The organism is Shimwellia pseudoproteus (assembly GCF_016415625.1).
In the GTDB taxonomy this organism is placed as follows: Bacteria; Pseudomonadota; Gammaproteobacteria; order Enterobacterales; family Enterobacteriaceae; genus Shimwellia; species Shimwellia pseudoproteus.
The window spans coordinates 48,822-63,100 of the sequence record NZ_WBXP01000006.1 but is presented as its reverse complement, the minus strand read 5'-3'; the positions used below and the strand labels follow the sequence as shown (position 1 = coordinate 63,100).

At 57.1% G+C, this 14,279-nt stretch carries 14 protein-coding genes and 1 pseudogene; 4 read left to right on the top strand and 11 right to left on the bottom strand.

The window, feature by feature from the left end; translation table 11 throughout:
* Positions 1-8 precede the first annotated feature (8 nt).
* Genes yggU through F9C28_RS04445 form a run of 3 tightly spaced genes read right to left on the bottom strand, consistent with a single transcriptional unit; the run spans position 9 to position 1,569 of the window.
* On the bottom strand, positions 9-296 hold the full coding sequence (yggU, locus tag F9C28_RS04455; protein ID WP_199014034.1) for a DUF167 family protein YggU: 288 nt from the start codon (positions 294-296) through the stop codon (positions 9-11).
* Positions 293-847 carry a YggT family protein gene (locus F9C28_RS04450; RefSeq protein ID WP_199014033.1) on the bottom strand — a complete coding sequence of 185 codons (555 nt, stop codon included), beginning with the start codon at positions 845-847 and terminating at the stop codon, positions 293-295. The genes yggU and F9C28_RS04450 overlap by 4 nt, the downstream gene beginning before the upstream one ends.
* 17 nt (positions 848-864) lie before the next feature.
* Positions 865-1,569, bottom strand: coding sequence for a YggS family pyridoxal phosphate-dependent enzyme (locus F9C28_RS04445; RefSeq protein ID WP_199014032.1), 705 nt, complete (start codon positions 1,567-1,569; stop codon positions 865-867).
* An 8-nt stretch (positions 1,570-1,577) separates the two neighbouring features.
* On the opposite strand from F9C28_RS04445, the gene F9C28_RS04440 reads away from it, so the two are divergent.
* Positions 1,578-2,561: a type IV pilus twitching motility protein PilT gene (locus tag F9C28_RS04440; protein WP_199014031.1), complete on the top strand. Its 984-nt coding sequence runs from the start codon at positions 1,578-1,580 to the stop codon at positions 2,559-2,561.
* 14 nt (positions 2,562-2,575) lie between these two features.
* Here the strand turns inward: F9C28_RS04440 and ruvX are convergent, their stop codons facing one another.
* The 4 genes from ruvX to rsmE form a co-directional block, all read right to left on the bottom strand.
* The gene (gene ruvX / locus F9C28_RS04435; protein ID WP_199014030.1) at positions 2,576-2,995 is read right to left on the bottom strand and encodes a Holliday junction resolvase RuvX; all 420 of its coding nucleotides are present in this window, start codon (positions 2,993-2,995) and stop codon (positions 2,576-2,578) included.
* Complete coding sequence (locus tag F9C28_RS04430; RefSeq protein WP_199014082.1) at positions 2,995-3,558, bottom strand: YqgE/AlgH family protein; 564 nt, start codon at positions 3,556-3,558, stop codon at positions 2,995-2,997. The genes ruvX and F9C28_RS04430 overlap by 1 nt, the downstream gene beginning before the upstream one ends.
* Positions 3,559-3,678: 120 nt before the next feature.
* Positions 3,679-4,626: a glutathione synthase gene (gene gshB, locus F9C28_RS04425; protein WP_199014029.1), complete on the bottom strand. Its 948-nt coding sequence runs from the start codon at positions 4,624-4,626 to the stop codon at positions 3,679-3,681.
* A gap of 34 nt (positions 4,627-4,660) precedes the next feature.
* The gene (gene rsmE, locus F9C28_RS04420; RefSeq protein WP_199014028.1) at positions 4,661-5,392 is read right to left on the bottom strand and encodes a 16S rRNA (uracil(1498)-N(3))-methyltransferase; all 732 of its coding nucleotides are present in this window, start codon (positions 5,390-5,392) and stop codon (positions 4,661-4,663) included.
* A 345-nt stretch (positions 5,393-5,737) separates the two neighbouring features.
* On the opposite strand from rsmE, the pseudogene F9C28_RS04415 reads away from it, so the two are divergent.
* A pseudogene (locus tag F9C28_RS04415) lies at positions 5,738-5,869 on the top strand (SDR family oxidoreductase); the annotation flags it as partial.
* On the opposite strand, the gene endA reads toward F9C28_RS04415, so the two are convergent.
* From endA to metK, 4 genes are all read right to left on the bottom strand, one after another.
* Positions 5,866-6,612 carry a deoxyribonuclease I gene (gene endA / locus F9C28_RS04410; protein ID WP_199014027.1) on the bottom strand — a complete coding sequence of 249 codons (747 nt, stop codon included), beginning with the start codon at positions 6,610-6,612 and terminating at the stop codon, positions 5,866-5,868. The pseudogene F9C28_RS04415 and the gene endA sit on opposite strands and share 4 nt — an antisense overlap.
* Positions 6,613-6,700: 88 nt before the next feature.
* Positions 6,701-7,210: a SprT family zinc-dependent metalloprotease gene (locus tag F9C28_RS04405; protein WP_199014026.1), complete on the bottom strand. Its 510-nt coding sequence runs from the start codon at positions 7,208-7,210 to the stop codon at positions 6,701-6,703.
* 117 nt (positions 7,211-7,327) lie between these two features.
* Entirely contained in the window at positions 7,328-8,722 is a 1,395-nt protein-coding gene (locus tag F9C28_RS04400; protein WP_199014025.1) for a sugar porter family MFS transporter, read from the bottom strand.
* A gap of 366 nt (positions 8,723-9,088) precedes the next feature.
* Entirely contained in the window at positions 9,089-10,243 is a 1,155-nt protein-coding gene (gene metK / locus F9C28_RS04395; protein WP_199014024.1) for a methionine adenosyltransferase, read from the bottom strand.
* An 878-nt stretch (positions 10,244-11,121) separates the two neighbouring features.
* Between metK and speA the strand changes: the two genes are divergently transcribed.
* Both speA and speB read left to right on the top strand, forming a co-directional pair.
* Positions 11,122-13,098 carry a biosynthetic arginine decarboxylase gene (gene speA, locus F9C28_RS04385; RefSeq protein WP_199014022.1) on the top strand — a complete coding sequence of 659 codons (1,977 nt, stop codon included), beginning with the start codon at positions 11,122-11,124 and terminating at the stop codon, positions 13,096-13,098.
* A gap of 262 nt (positions 13,099-13,360) precedes the next feature.
* On the top strand, positions 13,361-14,278 hold the full coding sequence (speB, locus tag F9C28_RS04380) for an agmatinase (protein WP_199014021.1): 918 nt from the start codon (positions 13,361-13,363) through the stop codon (positions 14,276-14,278).
* Position 14,279 lies beyond the last annotated feature (1 nt).

Sequence of the window (14,279 nt, the reverse complement as noted above, 5' to 3'; positions counted from 1 at the left end):
AACGTGGTTTACAGCAGCGCCGCCACGGCGGCGGGGATCTGCTGTGGCTGACTAATCAGCACCTGTTTGTGGCGGCCCAGTTCACCTTTTTCAATGGCGACCTGGCTTTTTGCCACCCGGAATTGTTTGGCGAGGTATTTGGTCAGATGGGCATTGGCCTGCCCATCGACCGGTGGGGCGGTAATGGCGACTTTGAGCTCGTCGCCGTGGAGCCCCACAATGGCGTCGCGGCTGGCCTTTGGCTGAATATACAGCCGCAGCACCAGCCCGGCGTCTGTCTGGCTAACGGCACTCACAGTAAATACCAGAGCCCCGGAAACAGATCCATCCCCAGATAGTTCAGGAAGTACAGCACCAGAATGACACCCATTGCCGAAAAGTCGATACCGCTCATGGCCGGGATAATCCGGCGAATCGGGGCCATCATCGGCTCGGTCAGCTGCATCAGCACATACTCAATCGGGCTGCGGCCCTGGCTTATCCAGCTCATCAGGGAGCGGATAATGATAGCCCAGAACACCAGGCTCCCGGCGGCTTTCAGCAAGGAAAGCAGGCCAACCAGCAGGTTCATTGGGTCCAGACTGATCACCCCGGCCTGAATCAACAACAGCGCCGGATACTTAATCGTGGTCAGAATAAACGCCAGCAGCAGCGAGGCGGTATCAATCGGCCCCACGGACGGGATTATCCGGCGTAATGGCCCAATGATCGGCTGGGTGATTTTGACAATAAACTGGGAAAAAGGATTGTAAAAGTCGCAACGGGACCACTGCATCCAAATGCGCAGCAGCAGAACCATGACGTACAGTTCAATGATAGTTTTGACCAAAAAAGTCAACGTCAGCATGGCGTTCCTCTGTGTTGTTAGCGTGCGGCGTAATTGCGCGCGCCGAAAATTGCGGTTCCAATGCGCACCATGGTGCTGCCAGCCGCAATGGCGGCGTCCATGTCATCGGTCATGCCCAGTGACAGTGTATCTGCACTCGGGTGGCGGGCCTGAATGCCCTGTAACGCCTGGGCCATCTGGCTGGCGACAGCAAACTGGCGCTGGTAGTCCGGCTCTGGCGCCGGGATAGCCATCAGGCCGCGCAGTACCAGGCCCGGTAATGCGGCGACCTGGTCGGCCAGAGCGTCCAGCTCACTCAGCGCGATCCCGGACTTACTGGATTCATCACTGATATTTATCTGGATCAGCACATTTAGCGGCGGCATCCCCGCCGGGCGCTGCTCGCTGAGCCGGGTGGCTATCTTCAGCCGGTCCACGGTGTGGCACCAGTCAAAGTGTTCCGCCACCAGGCGGCTTTTGTTGGACTGCAGCGGGCCAATAAAGTGCCACACCAGATCCTGCTGACCCTGTTGCTGGAAATAGCGGATTTTATCCACCCCTTCCTGAACATAGTTTTCACCAAAGGCGCGCTGGCCAGCGGCAATGGCGTGTTCGATATCACTCGCAGGTTTGGTTTTACTGACTGCAAGCAGGGTAACGTCTTCAGGAGCTCTGCCGCAACGCTGTGCAGCGGCAGAGATCCGTTGATGAACCTGCGCTAAATTGTCGGCAATGTGATTCATGGATAGCGATGCCTGAAATGGAAAAATTAGTGGCCCTTAGTGTAAAGCATTATGTCTCCGATCTACACCTGTGTGCGGGCTTTGGCTGCTGGTGGCGCCGGGCAGGGCAACTGGAACCGGCGCCGGTTGCCGGGCCTGCGCCGGAACAGTTGCTGGCGCGCTGGCTCTCTCCCGGGCAGCAGGCGCAATTTGCGCACCACGGGCAGCTGGATTTTGCCGTCACCCTGGCAGACGGCCAGCGGCTGCGGGCTAACGCGTTCCGCCAGCGGCTGGGGTTATCCCTGGCGCTGCGTATCCTGCCGTCTCGCTGCCCGCTATTGGCGGATCTCGGGCCCCCGCCAGCCCTGGAGGCGGCTCTGGCCCGCCAGAATGGCATTCTGCTGGTCACCGGGGCGACCGGCAGCGGCAAATCCACTACCCTGGCGGCGATGGTGGGGGCGCTGGCGAAACAAGGGCGGCATATTGTCTGCCTTGAAGATCCGGTGGAGTATCTGCACCCGCCGGGCAATGGCCTGGTGCAGCAGCGGGAGATTGGCACCCACTGCTTATCCTTTGCGGAGGGGCTGCGCGCGGCGCTGCGTGAAGATCCGGATGTTATCCTGCTGGGGGAGTTGCGGGACCCGGACACCATCCGCCTGGCCCTCACGGCGGCAGAGACGGGCCATTTGGTGCTGGCGACCCTGCACACCCGGGGGGCCTGCCAGGCGGTGTCGCGGCTGGTGGATGTGTTCCCCGCGGCGGAGAAAGGCCTGGTCCAGGCCCAACTGGCGGAGAGCCTGTGCGCGGTGCTGGCCCAGCGCCTGGTGGCGGCCATGGCCGGTGGCCGGGTCGCGCTTTATGAGTTACTGATCAACACCACGGCGGTGGCGAGCCTTATCCGCGAAGGCAAAACCCATCAGCTGCCGGGGGTGTTACAAACCGGGCGCGGTGCCGGAATGCAGGATTTTGCCGGCAGCCTGGCAGCGCGCCAGGCGGCAGGGATCGTGTGCTAGCGTCGCCGGGGATATCAGGGGTGCTGTTCGAACCAGCTTTCGAGGATAACCACCGCAGAGGCGGAATCCACACTGCCTTTGTCCAGCGCCCGGAAGCCGCCGTGCTCAAACAGGCCGGCGCGGGCTTCGACAGTGGATAACCGCTCATCGTGCAGGGTTACCGCCACCCCGAAGCGCCCGTGGATGCGGTTAGCGAATTTGCGGGCCCGGGCCGTCAGCGGTTGCTCGGTGCCGTCCATATTTAACGGCAGCCCAACGATAATATCATCGGGTTGCCACTCGTTAAGCAGCCGCTCAATGGCGTTCCAGTCCGGGTTACCGTCTTTTGCCTTCAGGGCAGCAAGGGGCCGGGCGGTGCCGGTAATGCGTTGACCAATGGCGACACCAATACTTTTGGTGCCGAAGTCAAAGGCCAGTAAAGTACCGCTACTCATCAGGCGTGTCCTGCTTCAACGGGCATGTTGTGAATATCAATGCCAATCAGTTTTGCCGCTTCGCGCCAGCGATCGGCAATCGGGGTTTTAAATAAAATATTGAGATCTGCCGGGGCGGTCAGCCAGGCATTTTCCAGGATTTCCCGCTCCAGTTGGCCCTTTTCCCAGGAGGCATAGCCCAGCGCCACAATAATATGTTCCGGCTGTTGATCGGTGCCGATGGTTTCCAGCACGTCCCGGGAGGTGGTGACGATGGTGTTGTCGGAAATACGGATGCTGGCATTAAAGGTGTCTGGCGGGGTGTGCAGGATAAAACCACGATCTTCTGCCAGCGGGCCGCCAACAAAGACCGGCTTGTCCAGCCGGATATCCGGGTTACGCAGTGCCGGATCTATTTTCAGTTTCTCCAGCACTTCCTGGATATTTAGCCCTTCCAGCGGCTTGTTAATAATCAGCCCCATGGCCCCCTCTTCGTTGTACTCGCAAATGTAAACCACGGTACGTTTGAACAGCGGATCCTGGAGACCGGGCATGGCAATCAGAAAGTGGTGCTGTAAATTCATTGTCAAAATCAGGGATCCCCGGTTGAAAAACGATTGGCCCAGTATGGGGGGAAAGCGGCCCGCTGTCACTGAGTGACCAGGCGCAGGTTGTCGGGCAGGGTCCCTCCCGCCCGGGTGGCGTTATTTCGCCAGGCGTTTTTCGATAGCGTCCATCAGCATACCGGTGATGGAGATAGGAAACTCCGCTTCGATTTCACGGACACAGGTAGGGCTGGTGACGTTAATCTCGGTCAGACGGTCGCCGATAATATCCAGGCCGACGAAGATCAGGCCCTTTTGTTTCAGCACGGGTGCCACCCGGCGGGCAATCGCCCAGTCGCTTTCGGTCAGCGGACGGGGTTCGCCACGGCCACCGGCCGCCAGGTTACCGCGGGTTTCACCCCCCTGGGGGATACGCGCCAGGCAATAGGGGACCGGTTCGCCATCGACAACCAGCACACGTTTATCGCCGTCTTTGATGGCGGGCAGGTAGTTCTGGGCCATACAGTAACGGGTGCCGAGGGCGGTGAGGGTTTCGCCAATGACCGGCAGGTTAGGGTCCCCGGCTTTCACCCGGAAAATGGATGAACCACCCATACCGTCCAGCGGTTTCAGAATGATGTCACCGTGCTTTTCATAGAATGCTTTCAGCTGCGCTTTATTGCGGGTCACCAGGGTATCCGGGGTGAGGTCGGCAAACCAGGCGGTGAACAGCTTCTCGTTACAGTCGCGCAGGCTCTGGGGCTTGTTGACTATCAGGGTGCCTTTATCTTCCGCCCGTTCCAGAATATAGGTGGCGTAGATAAATTCGGTGTCGAAGGGCGGATCTTTACGCATCAGGATGACATCCAGATCGCCCAGCGCGATATCCTGCTCGCCCCCGAAGGTGTACCACTGATCGTAATTTTGTTCCACGCTGACCAGACGAGTACGGGCCCGGGCTTCACCCTGGTTGAGGTAGAGATCGGCCATCTCCATATAGTGCAGCTCGTAACCGCGGCGCTGGGCTTCCAGCAGCATTGCGAAACTGGTGTCTTTTTTAATATTAATGGTCGCGATGGGGTCCATCACGATACCGAGCTTAATCATGGTTGTTCTCCTGTAGCGCCTGGATTAGCAGGCCTTAGCCCAAATCGCCAAACCGCACCTGAAGTGCAGTAAGCGCGGTGAGTGCTGTCGTCTCAGTGCGCAGAACGCGTGGTCCCAACAGAATATCAGTAAACCGGTACTCTGTGGTCATGGCTATCTCTTCGGCAGTGAGCCCCCCTTCAGGGCCGATCAGCAGGCGGACCTGCTCAACGGGCAATGGCAGGGTATTAATACTCTGGCTGGCCCGGGGATGTAAATTCAGCTTCAGCCCCGGGGCTTCTTCGGCACACCACTGCGCTAGCTGCATGGCGGGGCGGATTTCCGGGATCCGGTTGCGGCCGCACTGCTCGCAGGCGGCAATGGCGATTTTCTGCCACTGCTGGCGTTTTTTCTCCAGCCGTTCGGCATCCAGCTTGACACCGCAACGTTCTGAAAACAGCGGCGTGATGATATTCACCCCCAGTTCAATGGACTTCTGGATGGTGAACTCCATTTTCTCACCGCGGGACATCACCTGGCCAAGGTGGATATGCAGCGGTGATTCGCGATCGTCAACGTCACCGCTGACGACCTGAACCTGGACCCGCTTCTTATCGGCGTGGGTGATGTGTGCGTTAAAGACCTGGTTGCTGCCGTCAAATAACTGAATTTCCTGGCCTGGCCCCATGCGCAGCACGCGGCCAACGTGGCCGGCGGCATCCTCGCTCAGGGTCAGTTGCTGGCCAACGGTGACAGGTTCAGGGTGATAAATACGGGGGATGCGCATCGGGTTATCTTATCCATCAGGGCCGGGAATAGCTCGCCAGCCTGTTAAACATGTGCGCTAGTGTAGGTTAGCTCTTTTGCCAGTGGCAAGCCCACAGCATCAGGTGTTAATGACGCGCTGTGGATTTCACGGCGGGGATACAGATGTGGCGGGGCTTTCTGCCTGTACATCCTCTGCCAGCCAGTCGTGGAGGATTTTTACTTCCGGGCGCAGGGGGGCATTCTGGCGGGTGACGAGGTAATAAGACCAGGTCAGCGGCCAGTGATGTTGTGGATGTCATAACAGCAATTGCCCGGTTGCGTCAGGCTGTTGACCAGGGCATGGCATACAATGGCAACACCGCGCCCGCCTGGCCGGGTTGGTACCCCGGAGGATGTGGCGGAATCAGTGGCATTCCTGCTGTCTGATAAAGCCAGTTGGGTTAGCGGGGCGGTCTGGGACGTTGACGGCGGTGTAATGGCGGGCCGTAACGCTTAATACCGGTAGCGGGCGGTGAGGATCCCGGTGGCGGGCGCGCTGCGGCACGCCTGCTGCACGTAGGGATTATGGTTGCCCTGCACCCGGGCAATGCGGTTGTCGCGCTCGCACTCCCAGGGGGTAACCGGGTACTGATGGTCCCAGGCGGTAAATAACTGGGTCTGCTGGCGGGACAGGTTAATCTGGTACTGGTCACGCATATAGAAATAGGTCCGGGCGATGGCCCCTCTGGCCCGGGCCGGTGGCTCGGCAAGCCGGGCTTTAAAATCGACTTTCATTGCGCACTGGCCGTACTGGCGTTCGCCGCCGTTCCACTGGCTGTACATAAAGTTGCCCCGGTCGCCGTTAACCTCGCCCACAGCGGGTTGCAGGTTGTGCAGATCGCTTTCTATTTTGCGGTATTGCGGGTCCCGGGAGCAGTTTTTACGCCCGCCCTGTTGCCAGCACTGGCGCTGGTGGCCAAACTGCCAGGCCGGGACCACGTGCTCCCATTCCACCCGGCTGGCGCGGTTTTTGTTTTTGCGCACCTGATAACCGCAAGAGCCCAGATCTATAATGCCCTTTTTCCCCTGCCAGGTCATTTTACAGCCGCAGTAAAAATCCCCCGGCGCCCCGTCATTGATTTTGACCCCGGCGGCTTTTGCCTGGGAAAAGGAGTGGATACCGGCACCAAGCGCGTTGCTGAGCGTGGCGGCAGACGCGGCGATGATCAGTCCGGCTGCCAGCAGAATATTGCGAGCCATCTTCCAGTTCCCTGTGATAAGTGAACCGGCAAACTACCGGAGACTCCCGGCGGATGCAATGGCTTATGGCACAAAATAGTGTTCAGGTTCAGTCGGTTGGGTTATCCGGTAACAGGATGTCCCCACAGTGGACGCAGCGATATTGGCTTTCGCCTCGCAGCACCCGGTTATGGCGGCGGATGGTCAGCATGTGCTGCTGGCAGCGGCAGCGATAGGGGACGCTTTTTGGGCGGACCGAGGCGGTTTCAAACTGGTGAGTACGACGGGCGGGGACCCCAAGTACGGTCTCCATCATCCATTTCCACTCTTTGCCGTGGGGCGCTACCCGGCCATATGTTTTCCACACCAGCAGGTGCGCCAGCTCGTGGGGGACCACCTCATCAATGAACGCTTGTTGATTCTCCAGTAGCAGCACTGGGTTGAGGCGGATTTCATTGCGTTCCAGCCAGGCTGTCCCGGCGGCCATACCGCGTTGCTGGTAGATAATGGCCGGTTCAGCAAAATCGTTGCCCAGATGGTCGCGGGCGCGTTGTAAATGGCTGCGCAGGCTGTTCATGACGGCCTGGACCAGGGCGATGGGGATGCGTGGGGTTTTCATGGTCGTTGAGCATAAGAGCTGGCGGCGCGGCTGGCAAGGGGGAGGGCACAGGCCTGCCCGCCATAAAAAAGCCCCACGCGGTAGCGTGGGGCGAAGCACAACACTCAGAAGCGGTAATTATTCGTGGGCGCCAATCTCACGTAACGGACGGCCTTTCATCAGGTTACGTTCGATGTGTTCCAGCGAGACATGTTTGGTTTCCGGCACCAGCCAAATGGTCAGGCCGATGAACAGCAGGTTCAGTGCGGAGTAAACCCAGAAGGTATTCGCGCTACCCAGGTTGTTCAGCATGGTCAGGAAGGTGGCGCCGACAATCATGTTGGCGATCCAGTTGGTGGCGGTAGAGCAGGTTATCCCGAAGTCGCGGCCTTTCAGCGGCTGGATTTCAGAGCACAGTACCCAAATCAGCGGACCGGCACTCATGGCGAAACCGACAATGAACATCAGCAGCATGGCAACCGCAACGTACTGGGCGGTAACGGAGTGGATACCGACGTGCATCATGGTCCCGAGGGTGCCCATACCGACCGCCATCACCATAAAGCCGAGGATCAGGGTCGGTTTACGGCCCCAGCGATCGACCAGGCCGATGGCAATAAAGGTCGCCAGGACGTTGATCAGGCCAACGATAACGGTGCCCCACATCTGTTCAGTGGTATTGGCAAAGCCCGCCAGCTGAAAAATTTTCGGCGCGTAGTACATGATAACGTTCATGCCGGTGAACTGCTGCATCACCTGTAACAGTACGCCCAGGAATACCGCGCGGCGGAAGTTGCTGTTCTCTTTAAACAGTGACCAGCCACTCTGTTTTACTTTCAGGCTTTCACGGATTTCGTCCAGTTCACGGCGGGCTTCTTCACTGCTGTCACGCAGGCCCAGCAGCACACGCTCGGCATCGTGGAAGCGGCGTTTGGCGGCAAACCAGCGCGGGCTGTCCGGCAGGAAGAATACCCCGATCAGCAGCAGTACCGCAGGGATAATGATCACCCCGAGCATCCAGCGCCATGCACCGGAATAGCTGAAGGCGGTATCTGACAGATAGGCTCCGAGGATCCCGATAGTTATCATCAACTGGTACATTGAGATCATGCTACCGCGGATTTTTTCTGGCGCGATTTCAGACAAGTACAGTGGCGCGGTGTAAGAGGCAACCCCCACCGCAAGGCCCAGCAGCACACGGGAGATAATCAGGATCTCGACGTTAGGCGCACAGGCAGAAAACAGCGAACCGGCCACAAACAGGATGGCACCGATCATCAGGCTGTATTTGCGGCCCAGTTTGAAGGACAACCAGCCGCTGACCACGGCACCCACGGCGGCACCGAACATCATCGAGCTGACCACCCATTCCTGCTGGTGGGCCGTGATGTGGAATTCGTCGGCGATAAAAGGCAGCGCACCGGCAATGACACCGATATCCAGACCAAACAGTAATCCGGCCAATGCGGCCAGGAAGCAGACAAAAAATGTCATGGTTTTATTGGAGTACTTTGCGTGTTTATTGTCAGGCATAACGCCCTCCGAATGTTCAGAGCACAAGGGTTAAGTTAGCGAAAGCATAGGGGAGTACATCGTAAAAAGATGTGATAGTAATCACGCAAGTGTAATCGCTTACACTGTATATGGTATAGGATTAGTAGTAGTTGTCTAATAAATCAAAGGGTTAATTTGCTTTTTTATTGCGCTGTTTTGCGTGTGGTCACACTTAATGCGTTGTCTTGTAACAGGAGATTGTTTTTCGGAATTTGGTCATTGTTCTGGCCTGCACGCTGTGAAAATGTGATGTGTAACCGCTTTCATAGGCCTGTAATAGTGTGGGAAACCGCCATAAAAAAAAGCCCGGCAGGTGCCGGGCTTATTGGATTGTCGCGGGTTGGCTTATTTCAGGCCGGCCGCGTCGCGCAGCTGAGCCGCTTTGTCGGTTTTTTCCCACGGGAAATGTTCGCGACCAAAGTGGCCATAGGCCGCCGTCTGCTGGTAGATCGGGTGCAGCAGATCCAGCATCTGGATCAGGCCATACGGACGCAGATCGAAGAATTCACGTACCAGCAGGGTCAGCTGTTCGGTGGAGACTTTTTCCGTGCCGAAGGTTTCCACCATGATAGAGGTCGGCTCTGCTACGCCGATAGCGTAGGACACCTGGATTTCACAGCGGTCAGCCAGGCCTGCGGCAACGATGTTTTTCGCAACATAACGGGCAGCGTAAGCGGCAGAACGGTCAACTTTTGACGGATCCTTACCGGAGAACGCGCCGCCACCGTGGCGAGCCATACCGCCGTAGGTATCAACGATGATTTTACGGCCAGTCAGACCACAGTCACCCATCGGGCCACCGATAACAAAACGGCCCGTCGGGTTGATAAAGAATTTGGTGGTCGGGTTCAGCCATTCTGCGGGCAGCACCGGCTTGATGATTTCGTCCATCACGGCGTCGTGCAGATCTTTCTGGGAGATATCTTCAGCGTGCTGGGTGGACAGAACAACGGCATCAATACCGACAACTTTGCCGTCATCGTACTGGAAGGTTACCTGGCTTTTGGCATCCGGGCGCAGCCACGGCAGGGTGCCGTTTTTACGCACTTCGGCCTGGCGCTGTACCAGACGGTGAGCGAAGGTGATCGGGGCTGGCATCAGCACGTCGGTTTCGTTGGTGGCGTAGCCAAACATCAGGCCCTGGTCACCGGCACCCTGTTCCAGCGGGTCAGTACGGTCAACACCCTGGTTGATATCCGGAGACTGTTTACCAATGGCGCTCAGGACGGCGCAGGAGTTGGCATCAAAACCCATGTCGGAGTTGACATAGCCAATCTCACGAACAGTTTTGCGGGTAATTTCTTCGATATCTACCCATGCGCTGGTGGTGATTTCGCCGCCAACCAGCACCATGCCGGTCTTCACATAGGTTTCACAGGCTACGCGCGCTTTAGGATCCTGCTCCAGGATAGCGTCGAGAACCGCATCGGAGATTTGGTCCGCAATTTTATCAGGATGTCCTTCGGACACTGACTCGGACGTAAAAAGGTGTTTCGCCATATTAATTTCACCCTGAGAGAAAACGGTTTGGAACAGGCTGCTGGGTAGTTCGTCATTAACAGTGGCATCAACTGAAAAAAGCCGTGGCTTCCATCATTCCCACTGCGGGCAGTCTGCATGTTAATCAGTATAGATGGATTAACTTCTGGATGGCTATTCTAGGTTAAGCCTTAAACGAATTTCCAGTTTTTTTTGATCTGTGCCGCATTCTTTCCGGTAACAGATGTCAATTTTCCCTGACACACCGGCAGAAAATCATTGCTCACGGTGATTTTTTATTTTGCCTTTTAGCCCGGTTGACTGTATAAAACGCCGCGCGGCTTAAGACCCTGCGCCCCAGGCATGACGCCTGGCCGGGAGCGATTGTCTCCCAGGTTATCCGGGGCCAGAAAACAACAGCGCACGAAAGGTTCGTGTCGCCACTTCCAGCCGTTCGGAACAGTGTTATTGTTGGGCGTGGTAGAACAGCCCTGGCATATCGCATGTTGTTGTGCGTGGAGGTGATACGATTAATGAACCAGCACTATAGTGACACTTCGGCTTGCCGTTCTGGCGGGCATTCTACTTACTTATCCTGCAACACTTTTCCAGGAACCCGCCGACGTTATTCCCAGCTCGGCATATCTCAGGACGCCAGGGCCAGTCTGGCCTGTAGCGAGCACTGAACAAGGGGGGCTTGGGTCATTGACCGGGCTATTCTCAGGGTGTTTCCGTCACCGTTTCCAGGGGCGGATTTTTCTATCTTAATGCTATGAAACAGAAACCGTTCGTACAGCGCGAAATGCTGAAAATTTGCGCTGTTCATGGGTTGTTGTCGCAGGGAACCCCTGCGATAGTAGTTTACTGTTCTACACTTTTGACCAGGAAGGAGGTTCGCAATGTCTGACGATATTTCTATGATTCCGGGGTCGTCAGCGAGCGAGCCGGGTGTACTACGTTCCATGCAGGAGGTAGCCATGAGCTCCCAGGAAGCCAGTAAGATGCTGCGTACTTACAATATTGCCTGGTGGGGCAATAACTACTACGACGTTAACGAGCTGGGGCATATTAGCGTGTGCCCAGACCCGGACGTACCGGACGCAAAAGTAGACCTTGCGATGCTGGTCAAAGCCCGTGAAGCTCAGGGACAACGCCTGCCTGCGCTGTTCTGTTTCCCGCAAATTTTGCAGCACCGGCTGCGTTCGATAAACGCCGCCTTTAAACGCGCGCGCGAATCCTATGGTTACCACGGCGATTACTTCCTGGTGTACCCCATCAAGGTCAACCAGCACAAACGGGTGATTGAATCACTGATCCACTCCGGTGAACCGCTGGGGCTGGAAGCTGGCTCTAAAGCGGAGCTGATGGCGGTGCTGGCCCATGCCGGGATGACCCGCAGCGTGATTGTCTGCAATGGTTATAAAGACCGGGAGTATATTAGGCTGGCGTTAATCGGTGAAAAGATGGGCCACAAGGTGTATCTGGTTATCGAGAAGATGTCAGAGATTGCCGTGGTACTGGAAGAGGCCGAACGGCTGAATGTGGTGCCGCGTCTTGGGGTGCGTGCCCGTCTGGCGTCTCAGGGCTCCGGCAAGTGGCAATCCTCCGGCGGTGAGAAATCCAAATTCGGCCTGGCCGCCACCCAGGTGCTGCAACTGGTTGAGATGCTGCGCGAGGCGAACCGCCTCGATAGCCTGCAACTGCTGCACTTCCACCTTGGCTCCCAGATGGCGCAGATCCGCGATATTGCCACCGGGGTACGTGAGTCCGCCCGTTTCTATGTCGAGCTGCATAAACTGGGCGTCAATATTCAGTGCTTCGATGTGGGCGGCGGCCTTGGGGTGGATTACGAAGGGACGCGCTCCCAGTCGGACTGCTCGGTAAACTACGGCCTGAATGAGTACGCCAACAATATCATCTGGGCCATTGGTGACGCCTGTGAAGAGAACGGCCTGCCGCACCCAACGGTTATCACGGAATCTGGCCGGGCGGTCACTGCCCATCATACGGTGCTGGTGTCGAATATTATCGGCGTTGAACGCAACGAATATACCGACGCGACCCCGCCAGCGGTGGACGCGCCCCGCGCGTTGCTGAACCTGTGGGATACCTGGCAGGAGATGCACGATCCCAGCTCCCGGCGTTCGCTGCGCGAGTGGCTGCATGACAGCCAGATGGATCTGCACGATATCCATACCGGGTATTCTGCCGGGACCTTTAACTTGCAGCAGCGCGCCTGGGCAGAGCAGTTGTACCTCAACATGTGCCATGAGGTACAAAAACAGCTCGATCCCCAGAACCGCGCCCACCGGCCGATTATCGACGAGCTCCAGGAGCGGATGGCGGACAAGATTTACGTTAACTTCTCACTGTTCCAGTCGATGCCGGATGCCTGGGGGATTGACCAGTTGTTCCCGGTATTGCCGCTCGAAGGGCTGGATCGCGCCCCGGAACGCCGGGCGGTACTGCTGGATATCACCTGTGATTCCGATGGCGCTATCGATCACTACATCGACGGTGACGGCATCGCCACTACCATGCCGATGCCGGAGTACGATCCTGAGAACCCGCCGCTGGTCGGCTTCTTTATGGTGGGGGCGTACCAGGAGATCCTCGGCAATATGCATAACCTGTTCGGGGATACTGAAGCTGTGGACGTGTTTGTCTTCCCGGACGGCAGTGTGGAAGTGGAGCTGTCCGATGAAGGGGATACCGTGGCGGATATGTTGCAGTACGTGCAGCTTGACCCCAACACCCTGCTGACCCATTTCCGCGATCAGGTGAAACACACCGATCTGGATGCCGGGTTGCAGCAGCAGTTCCTTGAGGAGTTCGAGGCTGGCCTCTACGGCTATACCTATCTGGAAGACGAGTAACGTTTCTGCTGGCTAAAAACCGCCTGCGGGCGGTTTTTTTATACCGTGATTCATGGCGCTGACTTGCCGCCATGTTGTGCCTGGTTGTGCGCCATGCCGGAAAAAAGCCGCCGGGTATTTTATGCACTATTGAACATGTCATAAATTACGGTAATAATCACTGAACAAACAGATGCAAAATAGTCCCTTCCTCGTCGGGTTTAACGACGCGGAGGGGCTTTTTTTTTGATAGCGATATAACCCTTTTCGGGAGGTTAGATACATGAATACCTTAGGCCATCAGTATGACAATTCCCTGGTATCCAACGCCTTTGGTTTTTTACGTCTTCCGCTGAGTTTCATGCCTTATGACAGCGATGCAGACTGGGTGATCACCGGTGTGCCTTTTGATATGGCTACCTCTGGTCGTGCCGGTGGTCGTCACGGCCCGGCGGCTATCCGCCAGGTTTCTACCAATTTGGCATGGGAAGGGAATCGCTTCCCGTGGGACTTTGACATGCGCCAGCGCCTGAACGTGGTGGACTGCGGCGATCTGGTGTATGCCTTTGGCGATGCCCGGGACATGAGTGAAAAATTACAGGCCCACGCAGAGCGTCTGCTGGCTGCCGGTAAACGTATGCTCTCTTTCGGTGGTGACCATTTCGTGACGCTGCCGCTGCTGCGCGCCCACGCGAAACATTTTGGCAAAATGGCACTGGTGCATTTTGATGCCCACACCGATACCTATGCCAATGGCGCTGAGTTTGATCACGGTACCATGTTCTATACCGCGCCGAACGAAGGCCTGATCGATCCGCACCACTCAGTACAGATTGGTATTCGTACCGAGTTTGATAAAGACAACGGTTTTACCGTGCTGGATGCCCCGCAGGTCAACGACCGCAGCGTGGATGATATCCTCGCCCAGGTAAAACAGATCGTTGGCGATATGCCGGTCTATCTGACCTTTGATATTGATTGCCTCGATCCGGCGCACGCCCCGGGGACCGGGACACCGGTGATTGGCGGCCTGAGTTCTGACCGGGCAATCAAACTGGTACGCGGCCTGAAGGATCTGAACATCGTGGGGATGGATGTAGTGGAAGTGGCCCCGGCTTACGACCAGTCTGAAATCACCGCCCTGGCCGCCGCAACCCTGGCGCTGGAAATGCTCTATATCCAGGCCGATAAAAAAGCCTGAG